This is a genomic window from Streptomyces sp. 2A115, assembly GCF_052245575.1.
In the GTDB taxonomy this organism is placed as follows: Bacteria; Actinomycetota; Actinomycetes; order Streptomycetales; family Streptomycetaceae; genus Streptomyces.
Genome location: NZ_JBQQCG010000036.1, coordinates 1 through 15693, shown reverse-complemented (window position 1 = coordinate 15693; position 15693 = coordinate 1). Strand labels below are relative to the sequence as shown.

Below are 15693 nucleotides of genomic sequence, written 5' to 3'. Positions count from 1 at the left end.
GCCTCGACGGTGCCGGTCACCGGCGGTCCCGGTGACGCGAGCCGGTCACGTCCGCACGGGGCATTCCGGCTCACCGCCCGCTACAGGACCGCGGGCGGCACACGGTTGCGGGTCAGCGCCGGATTTGCACCGGCTTCCCCCCGTACGGGTGTGATGACGACCTGTTCACTCTACTGGTCCGTAGCCAGGACGCTGAGTCCCGGCTGTGAGGGCCGGTAACTTCGCGTCATGGGCAGTCATCACGGCCATCCAGACCGACATCTAGGCCATCTAAGGGTCGGCGGCTTACTCGGATCGGGCCGTACGGCTGATGTCTACGCCCTGGAAGGCGACGCGGACGACGCGGACGAGGGCTGGGTGCTCCGCCGGTACCGGGACGACGGCTACGGTGACGCGCGCGCCGAGGCGGCCGTCATGGAGCACGTACGCGGCCACGGCTACCCGGTACCGCGCGTGCGGTCGGCGGACACGCGCGGCACGGACCTGGTGATGGAGCGGCTGTCCGGGCCGACCATGTTGCAGGCGTTCGGCGGTGGTCGGCTCGGGCCCCGGGATGCCGGAGCCACGCTCGCCCGCCTGCTGCGTGACCTGCACGCGCTGCCGGCCCGGCTCTCCACCGATCCCGCCGTCCGGGTCCTCCACCTCGACCTGCACCCGGACAACGTGATGCTCACCCCGGACGGCCCCCACGTGATCGACTGGGACAACTCCGAGGAAGGCCCGCCCGGTCTGGACTGGGGCACGTCGGCTGTGATCCTCGCCCAGGTCGCGGTCGGCGACGAACCGTTGGCGGAGCCGGCCGGAGCGATGCTCGCCGCACTGTTGGACGGCAACGCGCACGAGGTGACGGAGGAGGGCCTAGTAGAGGCACGCCTGCGGCGGGCCGCCAATCGGACCATGACGGCACGGGAGCTCGAAGTCCTGGGTGACGCCGAGCAGTTGATATGCGGCATGTTGTCCTAGGGGTGTTTCGAACTGGCCCGGCGTTCCCTGTTTCGAGTGGTTTGAGCTGCTGCTCAAAGCCGCCCCCGCCGATCTGGGTTGCCACTCACGAATGCGAATGCTGCGTCACCATCTTGACCGGTGATGTTAGGTCGAGCGACAATCGTCACCTGCTGAACCGGCGACGCGACTAGGACTGGGAGACCGGATGGCCGAGGCATGTGACATCGAAGTTGTCGTCTTTGACGTTCTCGGAACGGTGGTCGACGAGCCAGGTGGACTTCGAGCGGCCGTTCGCGAGGCTGTGCCCGCGTCCGACGATGCGTCTGTCGACCAGCTGCTCACGGTGTGGCAAAAGCATGTCGAGCACGCGCAACAACGCATCGAGATGGAAGGCCGGGCATACGCCAACACTGAGATCATCGACCGCGAGGCAGCTCAGCGCGTAGCCGACTGTGCCGGGCTCACCGACCCGGTGGCCATCGAGCGACTGGCTACCGCGGGTCGGCGCCTCAAGCCCTGGGGCGACTCCATCGCCGGACTCACGCGCCTCGCGCGGCGATTTCCCGTACTGGGGCTCTCCAATGCCAGTCGCGCGACGCTGCTCCGTCTCAACGCATACGCCGGGCTGCGCTGGCACCAGGCCTTGTCCGCCGAAGACGCTCAGGCCTACAAACCCGCACCGGAGGTCTACCAGCTCGCGGTGGACGCGGCAGGATGTCCGTCAGAGCGCGTGTTGATGGTCGCCGCCCACGCCTGGGACCTTCGCGCAGCTCATGCGGTGGGAATGCGAACCGCCTACGTTCAGCGACCAGGTGGGGATCCTCCGAAGAGGACCGACACCTTCGATTGGCGCCCAAAGAGCCTGGATGAGTTGGTCGCCGCGTTGACGGCGACGTAGAGGCGCCGATCCGATGAAAGATTCCGGCGTCCAGGGGTGGACGCTCGCTGAATGGGCGTCGCGTCGAATTCGTATCCCTGAACGCGAAGTGTTACCAGCACGCTTACCGACGTTCCGCTGCATGTCACCAAGATCGCGCGGAACACATGCGTGGTGCCCCGTCACACCGCCACATACGTCACCGGATCGCTCCCCGTCACCGCCTCCGCCCGCCCCAGCTTCACCAGTCGGCGCAGGTGGGCCTCCGCCTCCGAGACCGCGATGTTCCGTGAGCCGTACGGGATCTGGTCCCAGGGGCGGTTCCACTCCATGAGTTCCGCGAGCTGCCAGGGAGTGAGCGGGGTGGTGAGGAGGGAGAGGAGATCGGTGAGGCGGGACTCGTGGTGCGTGAGCAACTCCCGTACGCGGGACGGTGCGTCAATGAACGTGTGCTGGTGGGCCGGGAGGACCTCCGCCGGGCCGAGGCGGCCGATCCGCTCGAGGGAGTCGAGGTAGTCGCCGAGGGGGTCCGGGACCGAGTCGTCGTTCGGGTCCTCGTAGAGGCCGATGTGCGGGGTGATCCTCGGGAGCAGGTGGTCGCCGGAGAACAGGCGGCCGTGGCCCCGCAGTTGGTCCGGGTGGGTCTCCTCCAGGTGGAGGCAGACGTGGCCGGGCGTGTGGCCCGGTGTCCAGATCGCGCGGAGACGGCGGCCCGCGAGGTCGAGGAGTTCGCCGGGGACGATCTCACGGTCGGGGAGTGCGGGGGAGAGGCCGGGCAGGTTGCGGGAGCGGGCCGTGCGCAGGGGCGCGACATGCTCCTCGGGCGCGCCCGACGCGGTCAACTTGACCGCCATGTACGCGAACCAGCGCTCGGGCCTCGTCTCACGCGCCCGCCGCACGATCGAGATGTCGGCGGCGTGCATGGCCACCCACGCGCCGGACGCCTCCCGCACCTGGGCCGACAGGCCGTGGTGGTCGGGATGGTGATGGGTGATCACCACACCGTGAATCTCGCCGACTGACGTACCGCACGCGACCAGCCCCTCGGTGAGCGCGTCCCAGGACGCCGGGTCGTCCCAGCCCGTGTCGATCAGCACCGGCCCGCGATCGGTGTCCACGACGTACACGAGCGTGTACCCGAGGGGATTGTCCGGGATGGGGACCTCGATGGATCGTACGCCCCCACCGTGGTCGGTCACCTGTGCCATGGGCTCCCCTGTCGCCGGCCTCCCGCCACTATAACTAGAACCAGTTCCATTGGAAGCCCAAGTCAACCAGGCGAACTGGTGTGAGGTCCGTGGACTCCTCCAACTAGAACTGGTATCAGTTTCAGTGCCAGTGCCTGATGCACCGTCAGGAAGACCTGGGAACCAGAGAAGCCAGAGAACCAGAGAACCAGCGACCAGAGAATTCAGAGAGTCTCCCCGGAGAGGCAGTCGGTCATGACCGATCTCGTGGAACACGGACAACTGTTCATCGGCGGGGAGTTGGCCGCTCCCCTGGGCAACGACGTCATCGAGGTGATCTCCCCGCACACCGAAGAGGTCATCGGCCGGGTGCCGCACGCCTCGCGGGAGGACGTCGACCGCGCCGTCGCCGTCGCGCGGACCGCGTTCGACGAGGGCCCCTGGCCACGGATGTCCCTCGACGAGCGCATCGAGGTCGTCACCCGGATCAAGGACGCCATCGCCGTACGTCACGAGGAGATCGCCCGCGTCATCTCCTCCGAGAACGGCTCCCCGTACTCCTGGAGCGTCCTCGCGCAGGCCCTCGGCGCGATGATGGTGTGGGACGCGGCGATCACGGTCGCACGCGACTACACGTACGAGGAGACGCGCGACGGAGTGCTCGGCCGCATCCTCGTCCGGCGTGAGCCGGTGGGAGTCGTGGCGGCCGTGGTCCCCTGGAACGTCCCGCAGTTCGTGGCGGCTGCCAAGCTCGCGCCGGCCCTGCTGACCGGCTGCACGGTCGTGCTCAAGCCCTCGCCCGAGTCGCCTCTGGACGCGTACATACTCGGCGAGATCGCGCAGGAGGCCGGGCTGCCGGAGGGCGTGCTGTCGATCCTGCCGGCGGACCGCGAGGTCAGCGAGTACCTCGTCGGGCACCCCGGCATCGACAAGGTCTCCTTCACCGGTTCGGTCGCCGCGGGCAGGCGCGTCATGGAGGTCGCGTCCCGCAATCTCACGCGCGTGACCCTGGAGCTGGGCGGCAAGTCCGCGGCGGTGGTCCTGCCGGACGCGGACATCGAGACCTCCGTCCCGGGAATCGCCTCCGCGGCCTGGATGAACAACGGCCAGGCCTGCGTCGCCCAGACCCGCATCCTCGTACCCCGCTCGCGCTACGACGAGTTCGCGGAGGCCTTCGCCGCGGCGGCGAGCGCGCTGGTGGTCGGCGACCCGCTGGACCCGGCGACGCAGGTCGGCCCCCTGGTCGCCAAGCGGCAGCAGCAGCGCAACCTCGACTACATCCGCATCGGGCAGGAGGAAGGCGCCAAGATCCTCACGGGCGGCGGCCGCCCACCCGGCCTGGACCGCGGCTGGTACGTCGAGCCGACGCTCTTCGGTGACGTCGACAACTCCATGCGGATCGCGAGGGAGGAGATCTTCGGCCCGGTGATCTGCCTGCTCCCGTACGGCGACGAGGCCGAGGCGGTGAAGATCGCGAACGACTCCGACTACGGCCTGAGCGGCAGCGTCTGGACCGCGGACGTGGCCCACGGCATCGACGTCGCTCGCCAGGTCCGCACCGGCACGTACTCCGTCAACACCTTCAGCCTCGACATGCTCGGCCCGTTCGGCGGCTACAAGAACTCCGGCCTGGGGCGGGAATTCGGTCCCGAGGGCTTCGGCGAGTACCTGGAACACAAGATGATCCATCTCCCCGCGGGCTGGGAGGCGTAGCGGAATGGGCGACCGCTGGCACGTCGAGGTCGACCGCTCCCTCTGTATCGGCTCGGCCCAGTGCACCCACCACGCCTCCGACGCCTTCCGCCTCGACTCCGCCATGCAGTCCCACCCGGTGGACCCCGAAACGGACGCCAACGAGAAGATCCTGGAGGCGGCGGAGGGCTGCCCGGTGGAGGCGATCACGATCGCGCTGCTGGGGAGCGGGGAGGCGGTCTTCCCGCCCGAGGAGTAGCGCGTAAAAAATCACTATTCAGGGGGTTTCATCCACGGGCAAATGTCCTATTATGGGAAGTGGCCTACGGGACGAGTGAGGGAGTTCGACCGGAGTAGCCGACTTTGGCGAGACGCTTCGGCATCCGCTGGGGCCGACGTCGACGGTCGGGCTGAGAGGCTGGAAGGTCGGAAGACCGAAAGGTCGGAAGACTGGAAGGCGACCCCCAGTGACCTGATCCGGGTAATGCCGGCGAAGGGAACCCGTCTCGTAGGTCCTTCGCGTGCGCCGGTCGGCGCTTCGCGTGCGTCTCGTGGTTTTTTCGCGTGTCCGGCCCTGTCGCAGTGGCACTCCTGGCGACAGGGTCTAACTCTGTGTGTCCGGGTCCGTCAGGTCGATCAAACGGCACACCATCTCGATGTCGATCTTGACCTGGGCGATCGAGGCGCGGCCCGAGAGCCAGGTGATGAGGGCCGAGTGCCAGGTGTGCTCGATGACGCGGACGGCCGAGAGCTGGGCGGGAGTCGGGTCGTCGAGGCCCATGGCGTCCAGGATGATCACCGTGGTCTGGCGGGAGACCTGGTCCACCTCCGGGCTGACGCTGCGGTCCGCGAACGTGAGGGCGCGCACCATCGCGTCGGCGAGGTGCGGCTCGCGCTGGAGGGCGCGGAACGCCCGCATCAGGGTCTCGGCGACGCGCTCGGCGGCCGTGTCACCGGCCGGCGGCTTCTTGCGCAGGGTGCCGTGCATGTGCGCGAGCTGGTCCTGCATCGTCGCGACCAGCAGATGCACCTTGGAGGGGAAGTAGCGGTAGAGCGTGCCGAGGGCCACCTGCGAGGACTCCGCGACCTCCCGCATCTGCACCGCGTCGAAGCCGCCCCGGCTCGCCAGCTGTGCGCTCGCGTGCAGGATGCGCCGCCGCCGCGCCTCCTGACGCTCGGTGAGCGGGGGAGTGGCCGGCTGTGCGGCCCGTACCGCCGGCTGCGCGGCCTTCGCCGCAGTCTTCGCTTCCGCAGGCATGGGTCCCGTTCCGTGACGTTCGTGCAACAGCGGTCGGTTGGGGCTGGTGGGGCGGATGGGGTGATCGCAGAGCAGGCCTCGTCGTGGCGTGAATCACCTGATCCACCGCTCACATGGGGGCTACCTGCCGGTACATTCAGTGCTCCCTGAACGATCAAGTCTGTAACTTGTTCTAGATTACCGTCCCGAAGTAATCTCGCGGGAACATGCTGGAAGAAGGGGGCCGAGAGTGACCCATGAGGCCATGGAGACCGGCCCCGAGGAGGGCTCGGCCGCCGACGGCGACCGAGCGCTGCGCATCGCGCTCCTCACCTATAAAGGGAACCCGTTCTGCGGCGGCCAGGGCGTCTACGTACGACACCTCTCGCGTGAACTCGTCCGCCTCGGTCACCAGGTCGAGGTCATCGGCTCCCAGCCCTATCCGGTGCTCGACTCCGGAGAGGGCCTCGACGGGCTCTCCCTCACCGAACTGCCCAGCCTCGACCTGTACCGCCACCCGGACCCCTTTCGGAACCCGAAGGCCGGTGAGTACCGCGACTGGATCGACGCCGTCGAGTACGGGACGATGCGGACCGGCGGCTTCCCCGAGCCGATGACGTTCTCCTTCCGTGCCCGCCGCCATCTTCGCGCCCGGCGCGGTGACTTCGATGTCGTGCACGACAACCAGACGCTCGGATACGGGTTGCTGGGGGACATGGGCGCCCCGCTCGTCACCACCATCCACCACCCCATCACCGTGGACCGGCAGTTGGAGCTGGACGCGGCGACGGACTGGCGGAAACGGGCGTCCGTACGGCGCTGGTACGGGTTCACCCGCATGCAGAAGCGGGTCGCGCCCCGCCTCCCCTCCGTCCTCACCGTCTCCGGCACCTCCCGCCAGGAGATCATCGACCACCTCGGCGTACGAGACGACCGCATCCACGTCGTCCACATCGGCGCCGACACCGACCTCTTCTCGCCGGATCCGTCCGTGGCGCAGATCCCGGGGCGGATCGTCACCACGTCCAGCGCGGACGTCCCCCTCAAGGGGCTTGTCTTCCTCGTCGAGGCGCTCGCCAAGGTCCGCACCGAGCACCCGGCCGCGCACCTCGTCGTCGTCGGCAAGCGCGCCGAGGACGGGCCGGTCGCCCAGGTCATCGAGCGGTACGGCCTCGAAGGCGCCGTCGAGTTCGTGAAGGGCATCTCGGACGCGGAGCTCGTCGACCTCATACGGTCAGCCGAAGTCGCCTGCGTCCCCTCCCTCTACGAGGGGTTCTCGCTGCCCGCCGCCGAGGCGATGGCGACCGGCACGCCCCTCGTCGCCACGACCGGCGGGGCCATCCCGGAGGTCACCGGACCCGACGGCGAGACCTGCCTGGCCGTCCCGCCCGGCGACGCGGGGGCGTTGGCCACCGGGCTGAGCCGGCTGCTCGGTGACCCGGCACTTCGAGTACGGCTCGGCTCCGCCGGGCGCGCACGCGTGCTGGAACGGTTCACCTGGGCCAAGGCCGCCGAGGGCACTGTGGCCCGGTACCGCGAGGCGATCGCGTCCTCCGGCGCGGGCGGGGCTCCGAGCCGCCCCGCGGCCTCTCCGGACATGGGCGTCGCCGCACCGACTGCCACCGCTGACACCGCAGTTGACACTGCCGACACCGCAGTTGACACCCCCCACCGTGAAAGCAGGGCCACGTGCTGACCGTCGACTTCTCCCGGTTCCCGCTCGCCCCGGGGGACCGTGTGCTGGATCTCGGATGCGGGGCCGGCCGACACGCCTTCGAGTGTTACCGGCGTGGCGCCCAGGTCGTCGCACTGGACCAGAACGCCGAGGAGATCCGCGAGGTCGCCAAGTGGTTCGCCGCGATGAAGGAGGCGGGTGAGGCCCCGGAGGGCGCCACCGCCACCGCCATGGAGGGCGACGCACTCCAACTCCCCTTCCCCGACGAGTCGTTCGACGTCGTCATCATCTCCGAGGTGATGGAGCACATCCCGGACGACAAGGGCGTACTCGCCGAGATGGTCCGCGTGCTCAGGCCGGGCGGGCGAATAGCCATCACCGTCCCGCGCTACGGGCCCGAGAAGGTCTGCTGGACGCTGTCGGACGCGTACCACGAGGTCGAGGGCGGCCACATCCGCATCTACAAGGCGGACGAACTGCTCGGCAAGATCCGCGAGGCGGGCCTGCGGCCGTACGGCACCCACCACGCGCACGCCCTCCACTCGCCCTACTGGTGGCTCAAGTGCGCGTTCGGCGTCGACAACGACAAGGCGCTGCCGGTGCGGGCGTACCACAAGCTCCTGGTCTGGGACATCATGAAGAAGCCCCTCGCGACGAAGGTCGCCGAGCAGGCGCTCAACCCGCTGATCGGCAAGAGCTTCGTGGCGTACGCGACCAAGCCGCACCTGCCCGGCAGCCTGGGCCTGGCCGACGCGGCCGCCGACACCTCGACCGACGCCTCGGTGGACGCTTCGTGACGACCCCTCGTACGGAACACCTCGTCCTGACCGGGGTGCTCACCGCGGAAGAGGCCGCGCAGACCGTCCGGGGCATCCTGGACGTGCAGCACGAGGACGGCGCCATACCGTGGTTCCGCGGGCACCACCTCGACCCGTGGGACCACACCGAGGCCGCCATGGCGCTGGACGCGGCCGGCGAGCACGAGGCCGCCGGGCGGGCGTACGAGTGGCTGGCCCGGCACCAGAACGACGACGGCTCCTGGTACGCGGCCTACGCCGACGGCGACTGCCACGACGTCACCGACCGCGGCCGTGAGACCAACTTCTGCGCGTACATAGCCGTCGGCGTCTGGCACCACTACCTGGCCACCGGCGACGACACGTTCCTCGACCGGATGTGGCCGACGGTGTACGCGGCCGTGGAGTACGTCCTGGAACTCCAGCAACCCGGCGGGCAGATCGGCTGGAAGCGCGAGGACGACGGGACGCCCGTCAACGACGCCCTGCTGACCGGCAGTTCCTCCATCCACCACGCCCTGCGCTGCGCCCTCGCCATCGCCGAGCAGCGCGAAGAGGCGCAGCCCGACTGGGAGCTGGCGGTCGGCGCGCTGCGGCACGCGATACGCCGCCACCCGGAGCGGTTCCTGGACAAGGACCGCTACTCGATGGACTGGTACTACCCCGTGCTCGGCGGCGCGCTGACGGGCGCCGAGGCGAAGGCCCGCGTCGAGAAGGACTGGGACCGCTTCGTGGTCCCCGGAGTCGGCGTACGGTGCGTCGTCCCCAACGCGTGGGTCACAGGCGGAGAGTCCGCCGAACTCGCCCTGGCGCTCTGGGTCGTGGGCGAGTCCGACCGGGCCCTGGAGATCCTCCAGTGGATCCAGTGTCTGCGCGACCCGGACACCGGCCTGTACTGGACGGGCTACGTCTTCGACGACCGGGCGATGTGGCCCGAGGAACTCACCTCCTGGACCGCCGGCTCCCTCCTCCTCGCCGTCGCGGCGCTCGGCGGGGACGAGGCGACCTGCGCGGTGTTCGGCGGCGACCGCCTGCCGACGGGCCTGGACCCGGACTGCTGCCAGTAGGGATGCGCCGACGTCAGTGGCGGTGCACACGGTTGGCGATCGCGTGCCCCACGAAGAGGTACACGACGGCGGCGAGGCCGTAGCCGGCGACGACGCGTGCCCAGGCCTCGTCGAACGTGAACAGGTCATGTGACCAACCGGCCAGCCAGCGGGCCGCGTCCTGGATGAACTGGACGAAGTCGTTGCCCCGGTTGGCGTCCAGCAGGTACATCAGGATCCAGAGGCCGAGGATGACCGCCATGATGTCGGCGACGATGGCGATGACCGAGCCGGCCTGGTTTGCACCATTGCGATATCGAGGGGACATGCCCTGCGAGTAGCCCTTGAATCCCGGATGAAACCCACCGGGGATCGCGAGCGTGAGAGCGGCTAGGAGTTGAGCTCGGCCAGTACGCGCAGCGTGTGCGGGTCGGGAGACAGCACCAGCAGATCCGTCACCGGCCCCTTCCGCCACAACTCCAGCCGCTCCGCGATCCGTTCACGCGGGCCGACGAGGGAGATCTCGTCGGCGAAGGCATCGGGCACGGCGAGTACGGCCTCTTCGCGGCGGCCCGCGAGGAAGAGCTCCTGGATGCGGCGGGCCTCCTCCTCGAAGCCCATCCGTGCCATCAGGTCGGCGTGGAAGTTGCGGGCCGCGTGCCCCATGCCGCCGATGTAGAAGCCGAGCATCGCCTTCACGGGGAGCAGCCCTTCGGCGACGTCGTCGCAGACCCGGGCCTGGGCCATGGGGGCGACGAGGAAGCCGTCGGGAGCGGCGTCGAGCGAGGCCTCGTACACATCGGTGCGCAGCGGCGACCAGTACAGCGGCAGCCAGCCGTCCGCGATCCGCGTCGTCTGCGCGATGTTCTTCGGGCCCTCGGCGCCGAGGAGTACGGGCAGTTGGGACCGGAGGGGGTGGGTGATCGGCTTGAGTGCCTTGCCGAGTCCCGTCCCGTCCGCTCCTCGGTACGGGTGCGAGTGGAAGCGTCCGTCCAGCTCGACCGGGGCCTCGCGCCTGAGGACTTGGCGTACGACATCGACGTACTCCCGGGTCGCGGTCAGCGGCGACTTCGGGAACGGGCGCCCGTACCAGCCCTCGACGACCTGCGGGCCGGAGAGCCCGAGGCCGAGCATCACGCGCCCGCCGGAGAGATGGTCGAGGGTGAGAGCGTGCATCGCGGTCGTGGTGGGGGAGCGGGCCGCCATCTGGGCAATCGCCGTGCCCAGCTTGATCCTTGACGTCTGGGCGGCGATCCAGGTGAGCGGTGTGAAGACGTCGGAGCCCCAGGACTCGGCGGTCCATACGGAGTCGTAGCCGAGCCGTTCGGCTTCCTGCGCCAGCGGCACGTGGTCCGCGGAGGGGCCGCGTCCCCAATAGCCGAGTGCGAGACCTAGTCGCATGCAAGCCTCCTGACGCATCGTCAGACTTTGGACCGGATCCGGGTGACTGTATGGGAACGGCCCCCCACTCGGAAGAGCTCCGAAGTGAGGGGCCGTGAGAACGGGAAGCTGGGGCGTCAGCCGCGCTGGATACCGCTCGTGTCCTGAAGAACGCCCCGGCGGCCGTCCTGCGTCTGCGCCACCAGGCTCGGGCCGCGCTGCTCGACGGCCAAGTACCAGGTACCCGGAGCCAGTTCGGCGATCGGCGTCGGCGAACCGTCCTCCGCGAACAGCGGACGCGGCACCGGCACGGCGAACCAGAACGGCGAGAAGTCCCCGGCGGGCTGCTGCGCCTGGGGGGCCTGCGGTTGCTGCGGCTGACCACCGGGCTGGGCACCGAACGGCTGCCCCTGCTGCGGCTGACCGCCGAAGGGAGGCTGGCCGCCGAAGGACTGCTGCCCAGGCTGACCCGGCTGCTGGGCGCCGGCGCCCGGGTAGCCGTAACCACCCTGCGGCTGACCGCCGTAGGGCTGGAGGGTGGGGGGCTTGGGGGCGGGGAGGAGGGGGCCCTTCAGGGCCGGGACCAAGGGGGCGGCGATCGCGGCGCCGGCGAGGACCAGGGTGGCGATCAGGCTGAGGATGAGGCCCATGCCGGCGCCGATCGTGTCGGGCGCACCGTTGTTGTCGAAGCCGCCGGCCGGGTCGAAGATGTTCCCGAGTGCGCTCCACGCGGCGAAGACCGTGAACGCGGTGCCGAACTGGCCGAGGTCGAGACCGGCGACCTTCGGCACCTGCGGCAGGCCGTGGGAGACGACGATCAGCGCGGCGCCGATGACGCCGGCCAGGGTGACGCTCATGAGGACCGGGCCACTGCCCCAGGCGCTCGGGATGTCGGCGCTGTCAGAGGCCCCGTCGACGGAATAGATCTCGAGGAACGACGCGATCAACAGCAATACCGCTGCTCCGATCACCACGCCGTCGCCTCGAGTGAGGGAGCGGATATTCACTTCAGGTCGTCCTTCGTCAGTCGTCTCGTCATCGGTGGAGGCATCGCTGTCACCATGTCGCCGTCAGGCCGCCGTGTGAAGCGCGGGGGTGGCCCCTCATCGTAGGAAGGACACTATCGTCCGGCCCACACGGGTGTCCGCCCGGATGAACCCGCTGATCACTACCCGCGCAGGAAACTCACGATTCCCGCAGAGATTCCCTGCGCCGCCTTCTGTCGCCAGGCCTCACTGGTGAGCAGCAGCACGTCCTTGCTGTCGCGCATGTTGCCGCATTCGATGAACACCTTCGGAACCGTTGACAGATTGAGACCGCCGAGGTCCTTCCGGACGTCGAGACCGGTGCCGTCGCCGACGTAGTTGGAGGGCGCGCTGCCGGTGACGCGGACGAAGTTGCCGGCGATGCGCTCGCCGAGTTCGCGGGAGGGGGCGACGATCGGCCGGGTGTCGGCGGCGCCGGAGGTCACCGAGCCGGGCAGGATCACGTGGAAGCCGCGGTTGCCGTTCGCCGAGCCGTCCGCGTGGACCGAGACCACGGCGTCGGCGTCCGCCTTGTTGCCGATCCGGGCCCGTTCGTCCACGCACGGGCCCCACGTGCGGTCGCCGTCCTGCGTGAACTTCACGGTGGCGCCCTGCTGTTCGAGCAGCGTGCGCAGGCGCCGCGAGACGTCGAGGGTGAACCGGGCTTCTGTGTAACCGGCGTTGGTGGACGTGCCTGTCGTATCGCACTCCTTCCAGTTCGTGCCGATGTTCACCTTGCGGTTGATCTCGGTCGTGTGCTGGAAGTTGCCCGGGTTGTGGCCGGGGTCGATGACGACGACCTTGCCTTTGAGGGGGCCCGAGGCCGCGGGGCGGGATGTCGCGGCCGAGGGGGAGGGCGAGGACGACTTGCTCGGCTCCTTGCCATCGTCCGCGGTACTCGGCGACCCGGCCGCCTCACCGGACCCGGCCGCCTCACCGGACCCGGCCGCCTCACCGGACGATGACGCCGACTGCGCCACCGACGGCCCGTCACCGTCCCCACCGGAGTCCCCAACCGCCTGCCACACCAGCCAGCCCGCCAGCGCGCCCGGCACGAGCGCGGCGACGGCGACGGTCAGCGGGCCGCGGCCGCGCAGGGTGCGGCGCGGGGTGCGGGAAGGATCGAAGTCGGGGCCGACGTATGACACGTCTGCGACTCTAACGGCGCGCTCAGATCCCCGCCCCCGTTCGCCGCAGCACACGCAGCGAGTCGGTCGCCGAGATCTCGGTGAACGCGCCGGACTCCAGGGCCCGGAGGTAGACCCGGTACGGGGCCTGGCCGGTCAGCTCGTCCGTCGGGTTCGGGAAGACGTCGTGGATGGCCAGGAGGCCGCCCTCGGCGACATGGGGTGCCCAGCCCTCGTAGTCGCCGGTCGCGTGTTCGTCCGTGTGGCCGCCGTCGATGAAGACGAAGCCCAGGGGGGAGGTCCAGAAGTCGGCGACCTGGGGTGAGCGGCCGACGATCGCGACCACGTGGTCCTCCAGGCCCGCCTTGTGGAGCGTACGGCGGAAGGTGGGGAGCGTGTCCATGGCGCCGAGCTCGGGGTCGACCGTCGTGGGGTCGTGGTACTCCCAGCCCGGCTGCTGCTCCTCGCTGCCGCGGTGGTGGTCGAGCGTGATCGCCGTCACCCCGGCCTCGCGCGCCGCGTCGGCGAGCAGGATCGTTGAGCGGCCGCAGTACGTGCCCACTTCCAGGAGCGGCAATCCCAGCCGGCCCGCCTCGACGGCGGCCTCGTACAGCGCGAGCCCTTCGCCCACGGGCATGAACCCCTTGGCGGCCTCGAAGGCGGCGAGGATCTCCGGCTTGGGTGCCGCGGGCATGGGGTTCCTCCGTCGGGTTCGAGGCTGTGGGGACCCATGGTGCACCGCACCCCCGCGGCGTCGGCGGCGGGGGTGCGTGCGGGGGTGCTGAAGGGGCAGGTTCGGTCAGGCGGGGCGCCGTTCGGTCAGGCGGGTACGCCTGCTTTCTCGCTCGGCAGTGCCAGGTCCACCTCGACCGGACGGTCGTCGCCGGCGTGCGTCGCCGACGAGGCGCGCGGGCCGTGGCCGGTGGCCCTGGCGGCCAGGACGTACGCGCCATCGGTGGGCACGGCGAGCGCGTAGCTGCCGTCCTCCGCCGAGAGCGTCGCGCCCGCCTGGCGGCCGCGACGGTCGATCAGCGTGACCTTGGCACGGGCGATCGGTCCGCCCTCGGCGTCGAGGACCCGGCCGCGGAAGCCTCCGAGCACCTCGTGCGCGCGCTCCACCGCTGCGTCCTCCTCGCTGGCGGCGCGCAGCCGAGGCTTGGTCGCCTGCCGTTGGCTCGGCAGGAACACCGCGAACAGCAGGCCGACCAGGACCGCGCCCGTGGCGATCAGGAACGAGACGCGGAAGCCGTGCATCGTGGGGATCGCGACGCCGTTCACGTTGTTCGCCGTGTTCGCCAGCACCATGCCGATGACGGCGCTCGACACGGACGTGCCGATCGAGCGCATCAGCGAGTTGAGGCCGTTGGCCGCGCCGGTCTCCGACGGCGGGACGGCGCCGACGATCAGCGCGGGGAGCGAGGAGTACGCGAGGCCGATGCCCGCGCCCAGGACGACCGCGATGACGACGGTCTGCCAGGCGGCGCTCATCAGGCCGAGTCCGGCGCCGTAACCGATCGCGATGATCAGCATGCCGATCATCAGCGTGACCTTGGGGCCGTACCTGGCGGAGATCCGGGCGTACACCGGCGCCGTGAACATCATCGTCAGGCCGAGCGGTGCCACGCACAGGCCCGCGACGACCATCGACTGACCGAGGCCGTAACCGGTCGAGACGGGCAGCTGGAGCAGCTGGGGCAGGACGAGGGAGACGGCGTAGAAGGCGACGCCGACCATGATCGAGGCGAGGTTGGTGAACAGCACCGCGGGGCGGGCCGTGGTGCGCAGGTCGACCAGCGGGGCCTTGATCCGCAGCTCCATCACGCCCCAGAGGAAGAGGACGACCGCGGCCGCGCCGAACAGGCCGAGCGTGGTGCCCGACGTCCAGCCCCAGTCGCTGCCCTTGGTGATGGGCAGGAGGAAGAGGACGAGTCCCGCGGAGAGGCCGAGGGCGCCCAGGACGTCGAAGGTGCCCTCGGCGCGGACCTTGGACTCCGGTACGACGAGGACGGTGAGCAGGATCGAGAGGGCGCCGAGGCCGGCGGAGAGGAAGAACAGCGCGTGCCAGTCGGCGTTCTGCGCGACCAGGGCGGCGACCGGGAGAGCGAGACCGCCGCCGACGCCGATCGAGGAGCTCATCAGGGCCATCGCCGAGCCGAGCTTCTCGCGCGGCAGCTCGTCGCGCATCAGGCCGATACCCAGAGGGATGGCGCCCATCGCGAAGCCCTGAAGGGCGCGGCCGACGATCATCACGAGCAACTCACTTGTGAAACCGGCGATCAGCGAGCCCACGACCATCACGGTCAGGCTCAGGATCAGCATCCGCCGCTTGCCGTAGAGGTCACCGAGGCGTCCCATGATCGGCGTGGCCACGGCGCCCGCGAGCAGGGTCGAGGTCAGCACCCAGGTGGCGTTGCTGGGCGAGGTGCCCAGCAGCTCCGGCAGGTCCTTGATGACCGGCACGAGCAGGGTCTGCATCACCGCGACAACGATGCCCGCGAAGGCCAGTACCGGGACGATTCCGCTGCCGCTCGGCCTTCGCGTGCGGTGGTCCGTCGTTGTCTGGGTCATTGGGTGGAGCCTCCAGGGCAGCAGAGAGCAGGGGGTGATACGTGATCCGTGCGGGATGCGTGCATGGTGAACCCCGTGCGCTCGGGCAACTATTCCGTTGCTTCGAGCCCCTAACGAATTCTTGACCTCCTTATTAC

15 protein-coding genes and 1 riboswitch are annotated in these 15693 nt (G+C 69.7%); of the genes, 7 read left to right on the top strand and 8 right to left on the bottom strand.

Features of this window, described 5'->3' with window-relative positions:
• Positions 1–58 precede the first annotated feature (58 nt).
• Positions 59–140: riboswitch (cobalamin riboswitch) on the bottom strand.
• A gap of 88 nt (positions 141–228) precedes the next feature.
• Positions 229–963 (top strand): phosphotransferase, encoded by a 735-nt coding sequence (locus ACTWQR_RS28080; protein ID WP_443229964.1) that lies wholly within the window; start codon positions 229–231, stop codon positions 961–963.
• 187 nt (positions 964–1150) lie between these two features.
• On the top strand, positions 1151–1843 hold the full coding sequence (locus ACTWQR_RS28075) for a haloacid dehalogenase type II (RefSeq protein ID WP_443229963.1): 693 nt from the start codon (positions 1151–1153) through the stop codon (positions 1841–1843).
• 161 nt (positions 1844–2004) lie between these two features.
• Here ACTWQR_RS28075 and ACTWQR_RS28070 read toward each other — a convergent pair whose 3' ends face one another.
• Positions 2005–3030: an MBL fold metallo-hydrolase gene (locus ACTWQR_RS28070; RefSeq protein WP_443229962.1), complete on the bottom strand. Its 1026-nt coding sequence runs from the start codon at positions 3028–3030 to the stop codon at positions 2005–2007.
• 234 nt (positions 3031–3264) lie between these two features.
• Here ACTWQR_RS28070 and ACTWQR_RS28065 point away from each other — a divergent pair, with 234 nt between their 5' ends.
• Both ACTWQR_RS28065 and ACTWQR_RS28060 read left to right on the top strand, forming a co-directional pair.
• On the top strand, positions 3265–4722 hold the full coding sequence (locus ACTWQR_RS28065) for an aldehyde dehydrogenase (RefSeq protein ID WP_443229961.1): 1458 nt from the start codon (positions 3265–3267) through the stop codon (positions 4720–4722).
• A 4-nt stretch (positions 4723–4726) separates the two neighbouring features.
• On the top strand, positions 4727–4960 hold the full coding sequence (locus ACTWQR_RS28060) for a ferredoxin (protein WP_443229960.1): 234 nt from the start codon (positions 4727–4729) through the stop codon (positions 4958–4960).
• A gap of 345 nt (positions 4961–5305) precedes the next feature.
• On the opposite strand, the gene ACTWQR_RS28055 is transcribed toward ACTWQR_RS28060, so the two are convergent.
• Positions 5306–5959 carry a TetR family transcriptional regulator gene (locus tag ACTWQR_RS28055; RefSeq protein WP_443229959.1) on the bottom strand — a complete coding sequence of 218 codons (654 nt, stop codon included), beginning with the start codon at positions 5957–5959 and terminating at the stop codon, positions 5306–5308.
• Between the two features lie 229 nt (positions 5960–6188).
• Between ACTWQR_RS28055 and ACTWQR_RS28050 the strand changes: the two genes are divergently transcribed.
• Genes ACTWQR_RS28050 through ACTWQR_RS28040 form a run of 3 tightly spaced genes read left to right on the top strand, consistent with a single transcriptional unit; the run spans position 6189 to position 9477 of the window.
• A complete protein-coding gene (locus tag ACTWQR_RS28050; protein ID WP_443229958.1) occupies positions 6189–7634 on the top strand; it encodes a glycosyltransferase family 4 protein in 1446 nt (481 codons plus the stop codon).
• Positions 7628–8410 (top strand): class I SAM-dependent methyltransferase, encoded by a 783-nt coding sequence (locus ACTWQR_RS28045; protein WP_443229957.1) that lies wholly within the window; start codon positions 7628–7630, stop codon positions 8408–8410. The genes ACTWQR_RS28050 and ACTWQR_RS28045 overlap by 7 nt, the downstream gene beginning before the upstream one ends.
• A complete protein-coding gene (locus ACTWQR_RS28040; RefSeq protein WP_443229956.1) occupies positions 8407–9477 on the top strand; it encodes a prenyltransferase in 1071 nt (356 codons plus the stop codon). The genes ACTWQR_RS28045 and ACTWQR_RS28040 overlap by 4 nt, the downstream gene beginning before the upstream one ends.
• Before the next feature lie 13 nt (positions 9478–9490).
• Here ACTWQR_RS28040 and ACTWQR_RS28035 read toward each other — a convergent pair whose 3' ends face one another.
• The 6 genes from ACTWQR_RS28035 to ACTWQR_RS28010 all read right to left on the bottom strand — a co-directional run bounded on the left by ACTWQR_RS28035 (position 9491) and on the right by ACTWQR_RS28010 (position 15556).
• On the bottom strand, positions 9491–9784 hold the full coding sequence (locus ACTWQR_RS28035; protein WP_443229955.1) for a hypothetical protein: 294 nt from the start codon (positions 9782–9784) through the stop codon (positions 9491–9493).
• Between the two features lie 62 nt (positions 9785–9846).
• Positions 9847–10857, bottom strand: coding sequence for an LLM class F420-dependent oxidoreductase (locus ACTWQR_RS28030; RefSeq protein ID WP_443229954.1), 1011 nt, complete (start codon positions 10855–10857; stop codon positions 9847–9849).
• Positions 10858–10973: 116 nt separating this feature from the next.
• Positions 10974–11843 carry a hypothetical protein gene (locus tag ACTWQR_RS28025; protein ID WP_443229953.1) on the bottom strand — a complete coding sequence of 290 codons (870 nt, stop codon included), beginning with the start codon at positions 11841–11843 and terminating at the stop codon, positions 10974–10976.
• Positions 11844–12004: 161 nt separating this feature from the next.
• Positions 12005–13009, bottom strand: coding sequence for an N-acetylmuramoyl-L-alanine amidase (locus ACTWQR_RS28020; RefSeq protein ID WP_443229952.1), 1005 nt, complete (start codon positions 13007–13009; stop codon positions 12005–12007).
• Between the two features lie 22 nt (positions 13010–13031).
• A complete protein-coding gene (locus ACTWQR_RS28015) occupies positions 13032–13682 on the bottom strand; it encodes a class I SAM-dependent methyltransferase (RefSeq protein ID WP_443229951.1) in 651 nt (216 codons plus the stop codon).
• A 125-nt stretch (positions 13683–13807) separates the two neighbouring features.
• Entirely contained in the window at positions 13808–15556 is a 1749-nt protein-coding gene (locus tag ACTWQR_RS28010) for an MFS transporter (RefSeq protein ID WP_443229950.1), read from the bottom strand.
• Positions 15557–15693: the final 137 nt, after the last annotated feature.

Bases quoted from the DNA above. Each gene is read 5' to 3' on its own strand.
- ACTWQR_RS28010 (WP_443229950.1), bottom strand. From the start codon at position 15,556: ATGACCCAGACAACGACGGACCACCGCACGCGAAGGCCGAGCGGCAGC.
- ACTWQR_RS28080 (WP_443229964.1), top strand. From the start codon at position 229: ATGGGCAGTCATCACGGCCATCCAGACCGACATCTAGGCCATCTAAGG.
- ACTWQR_RS28070 (WP_443229962.1), bottom strand. From the start codon at position 3,030: ATGGCACAGGTGACCGACCACGGTGGGGGCGTACGATCCATCGAGGTC.
- ACTWQR_RS28060 (WP_443229960.1), top strand. From the start codon at position 4,727: ATGGGCGACCGCTGGCACGTCGAGGTCGACCGCTCCCTCTGTATCGGC.
- ACTWQR_RS28065 (WP_443229961.1), top strand. From the start codon at position 3,265: ATGACCGATCTCGTGGAACACGGACAACTGTTCATCGGCGGGGAGTTG.
- ACTWQR_RS28035 (WP_443229955.1), bottom strand. From the start codon at position 9,784: ATGTCCCCTCGATATCGCAATGGTGCAAACCAGGCCGGCTCGGTCATC.
- ACTWQR_RS28055 (WP_443229959.1), bottom strand. From the start codon at position 5,959: ATGCCTGCGGAAGCGAAGACTGCGGCGAAGGCCGCGCAGCCGGCGGTA.
- ACTWQR_RS28075 (WP_443229963.1), top strand. From the start codon at position 1,151: ATGGCCGAGGCATGTGACATCGAAGTTGTCGTCTTTGACGTTCTCGGA.
- ACTWQR_RS28015 (WP_443229951.1), bottom strand. From the start codon at position 13,682: ATGCCCGCGGCACCCAAGCCGGAGATCCTCGCCGCCTTCGAGGCCGCC.
- ACTWQR_RS28030 (WP_443229954.1), bottom strand. From the start codon at position 10,857: ATGCGACTAGGTCTCGCACTCGGCTATTGGGGACGCGGCCCCTCCGCG.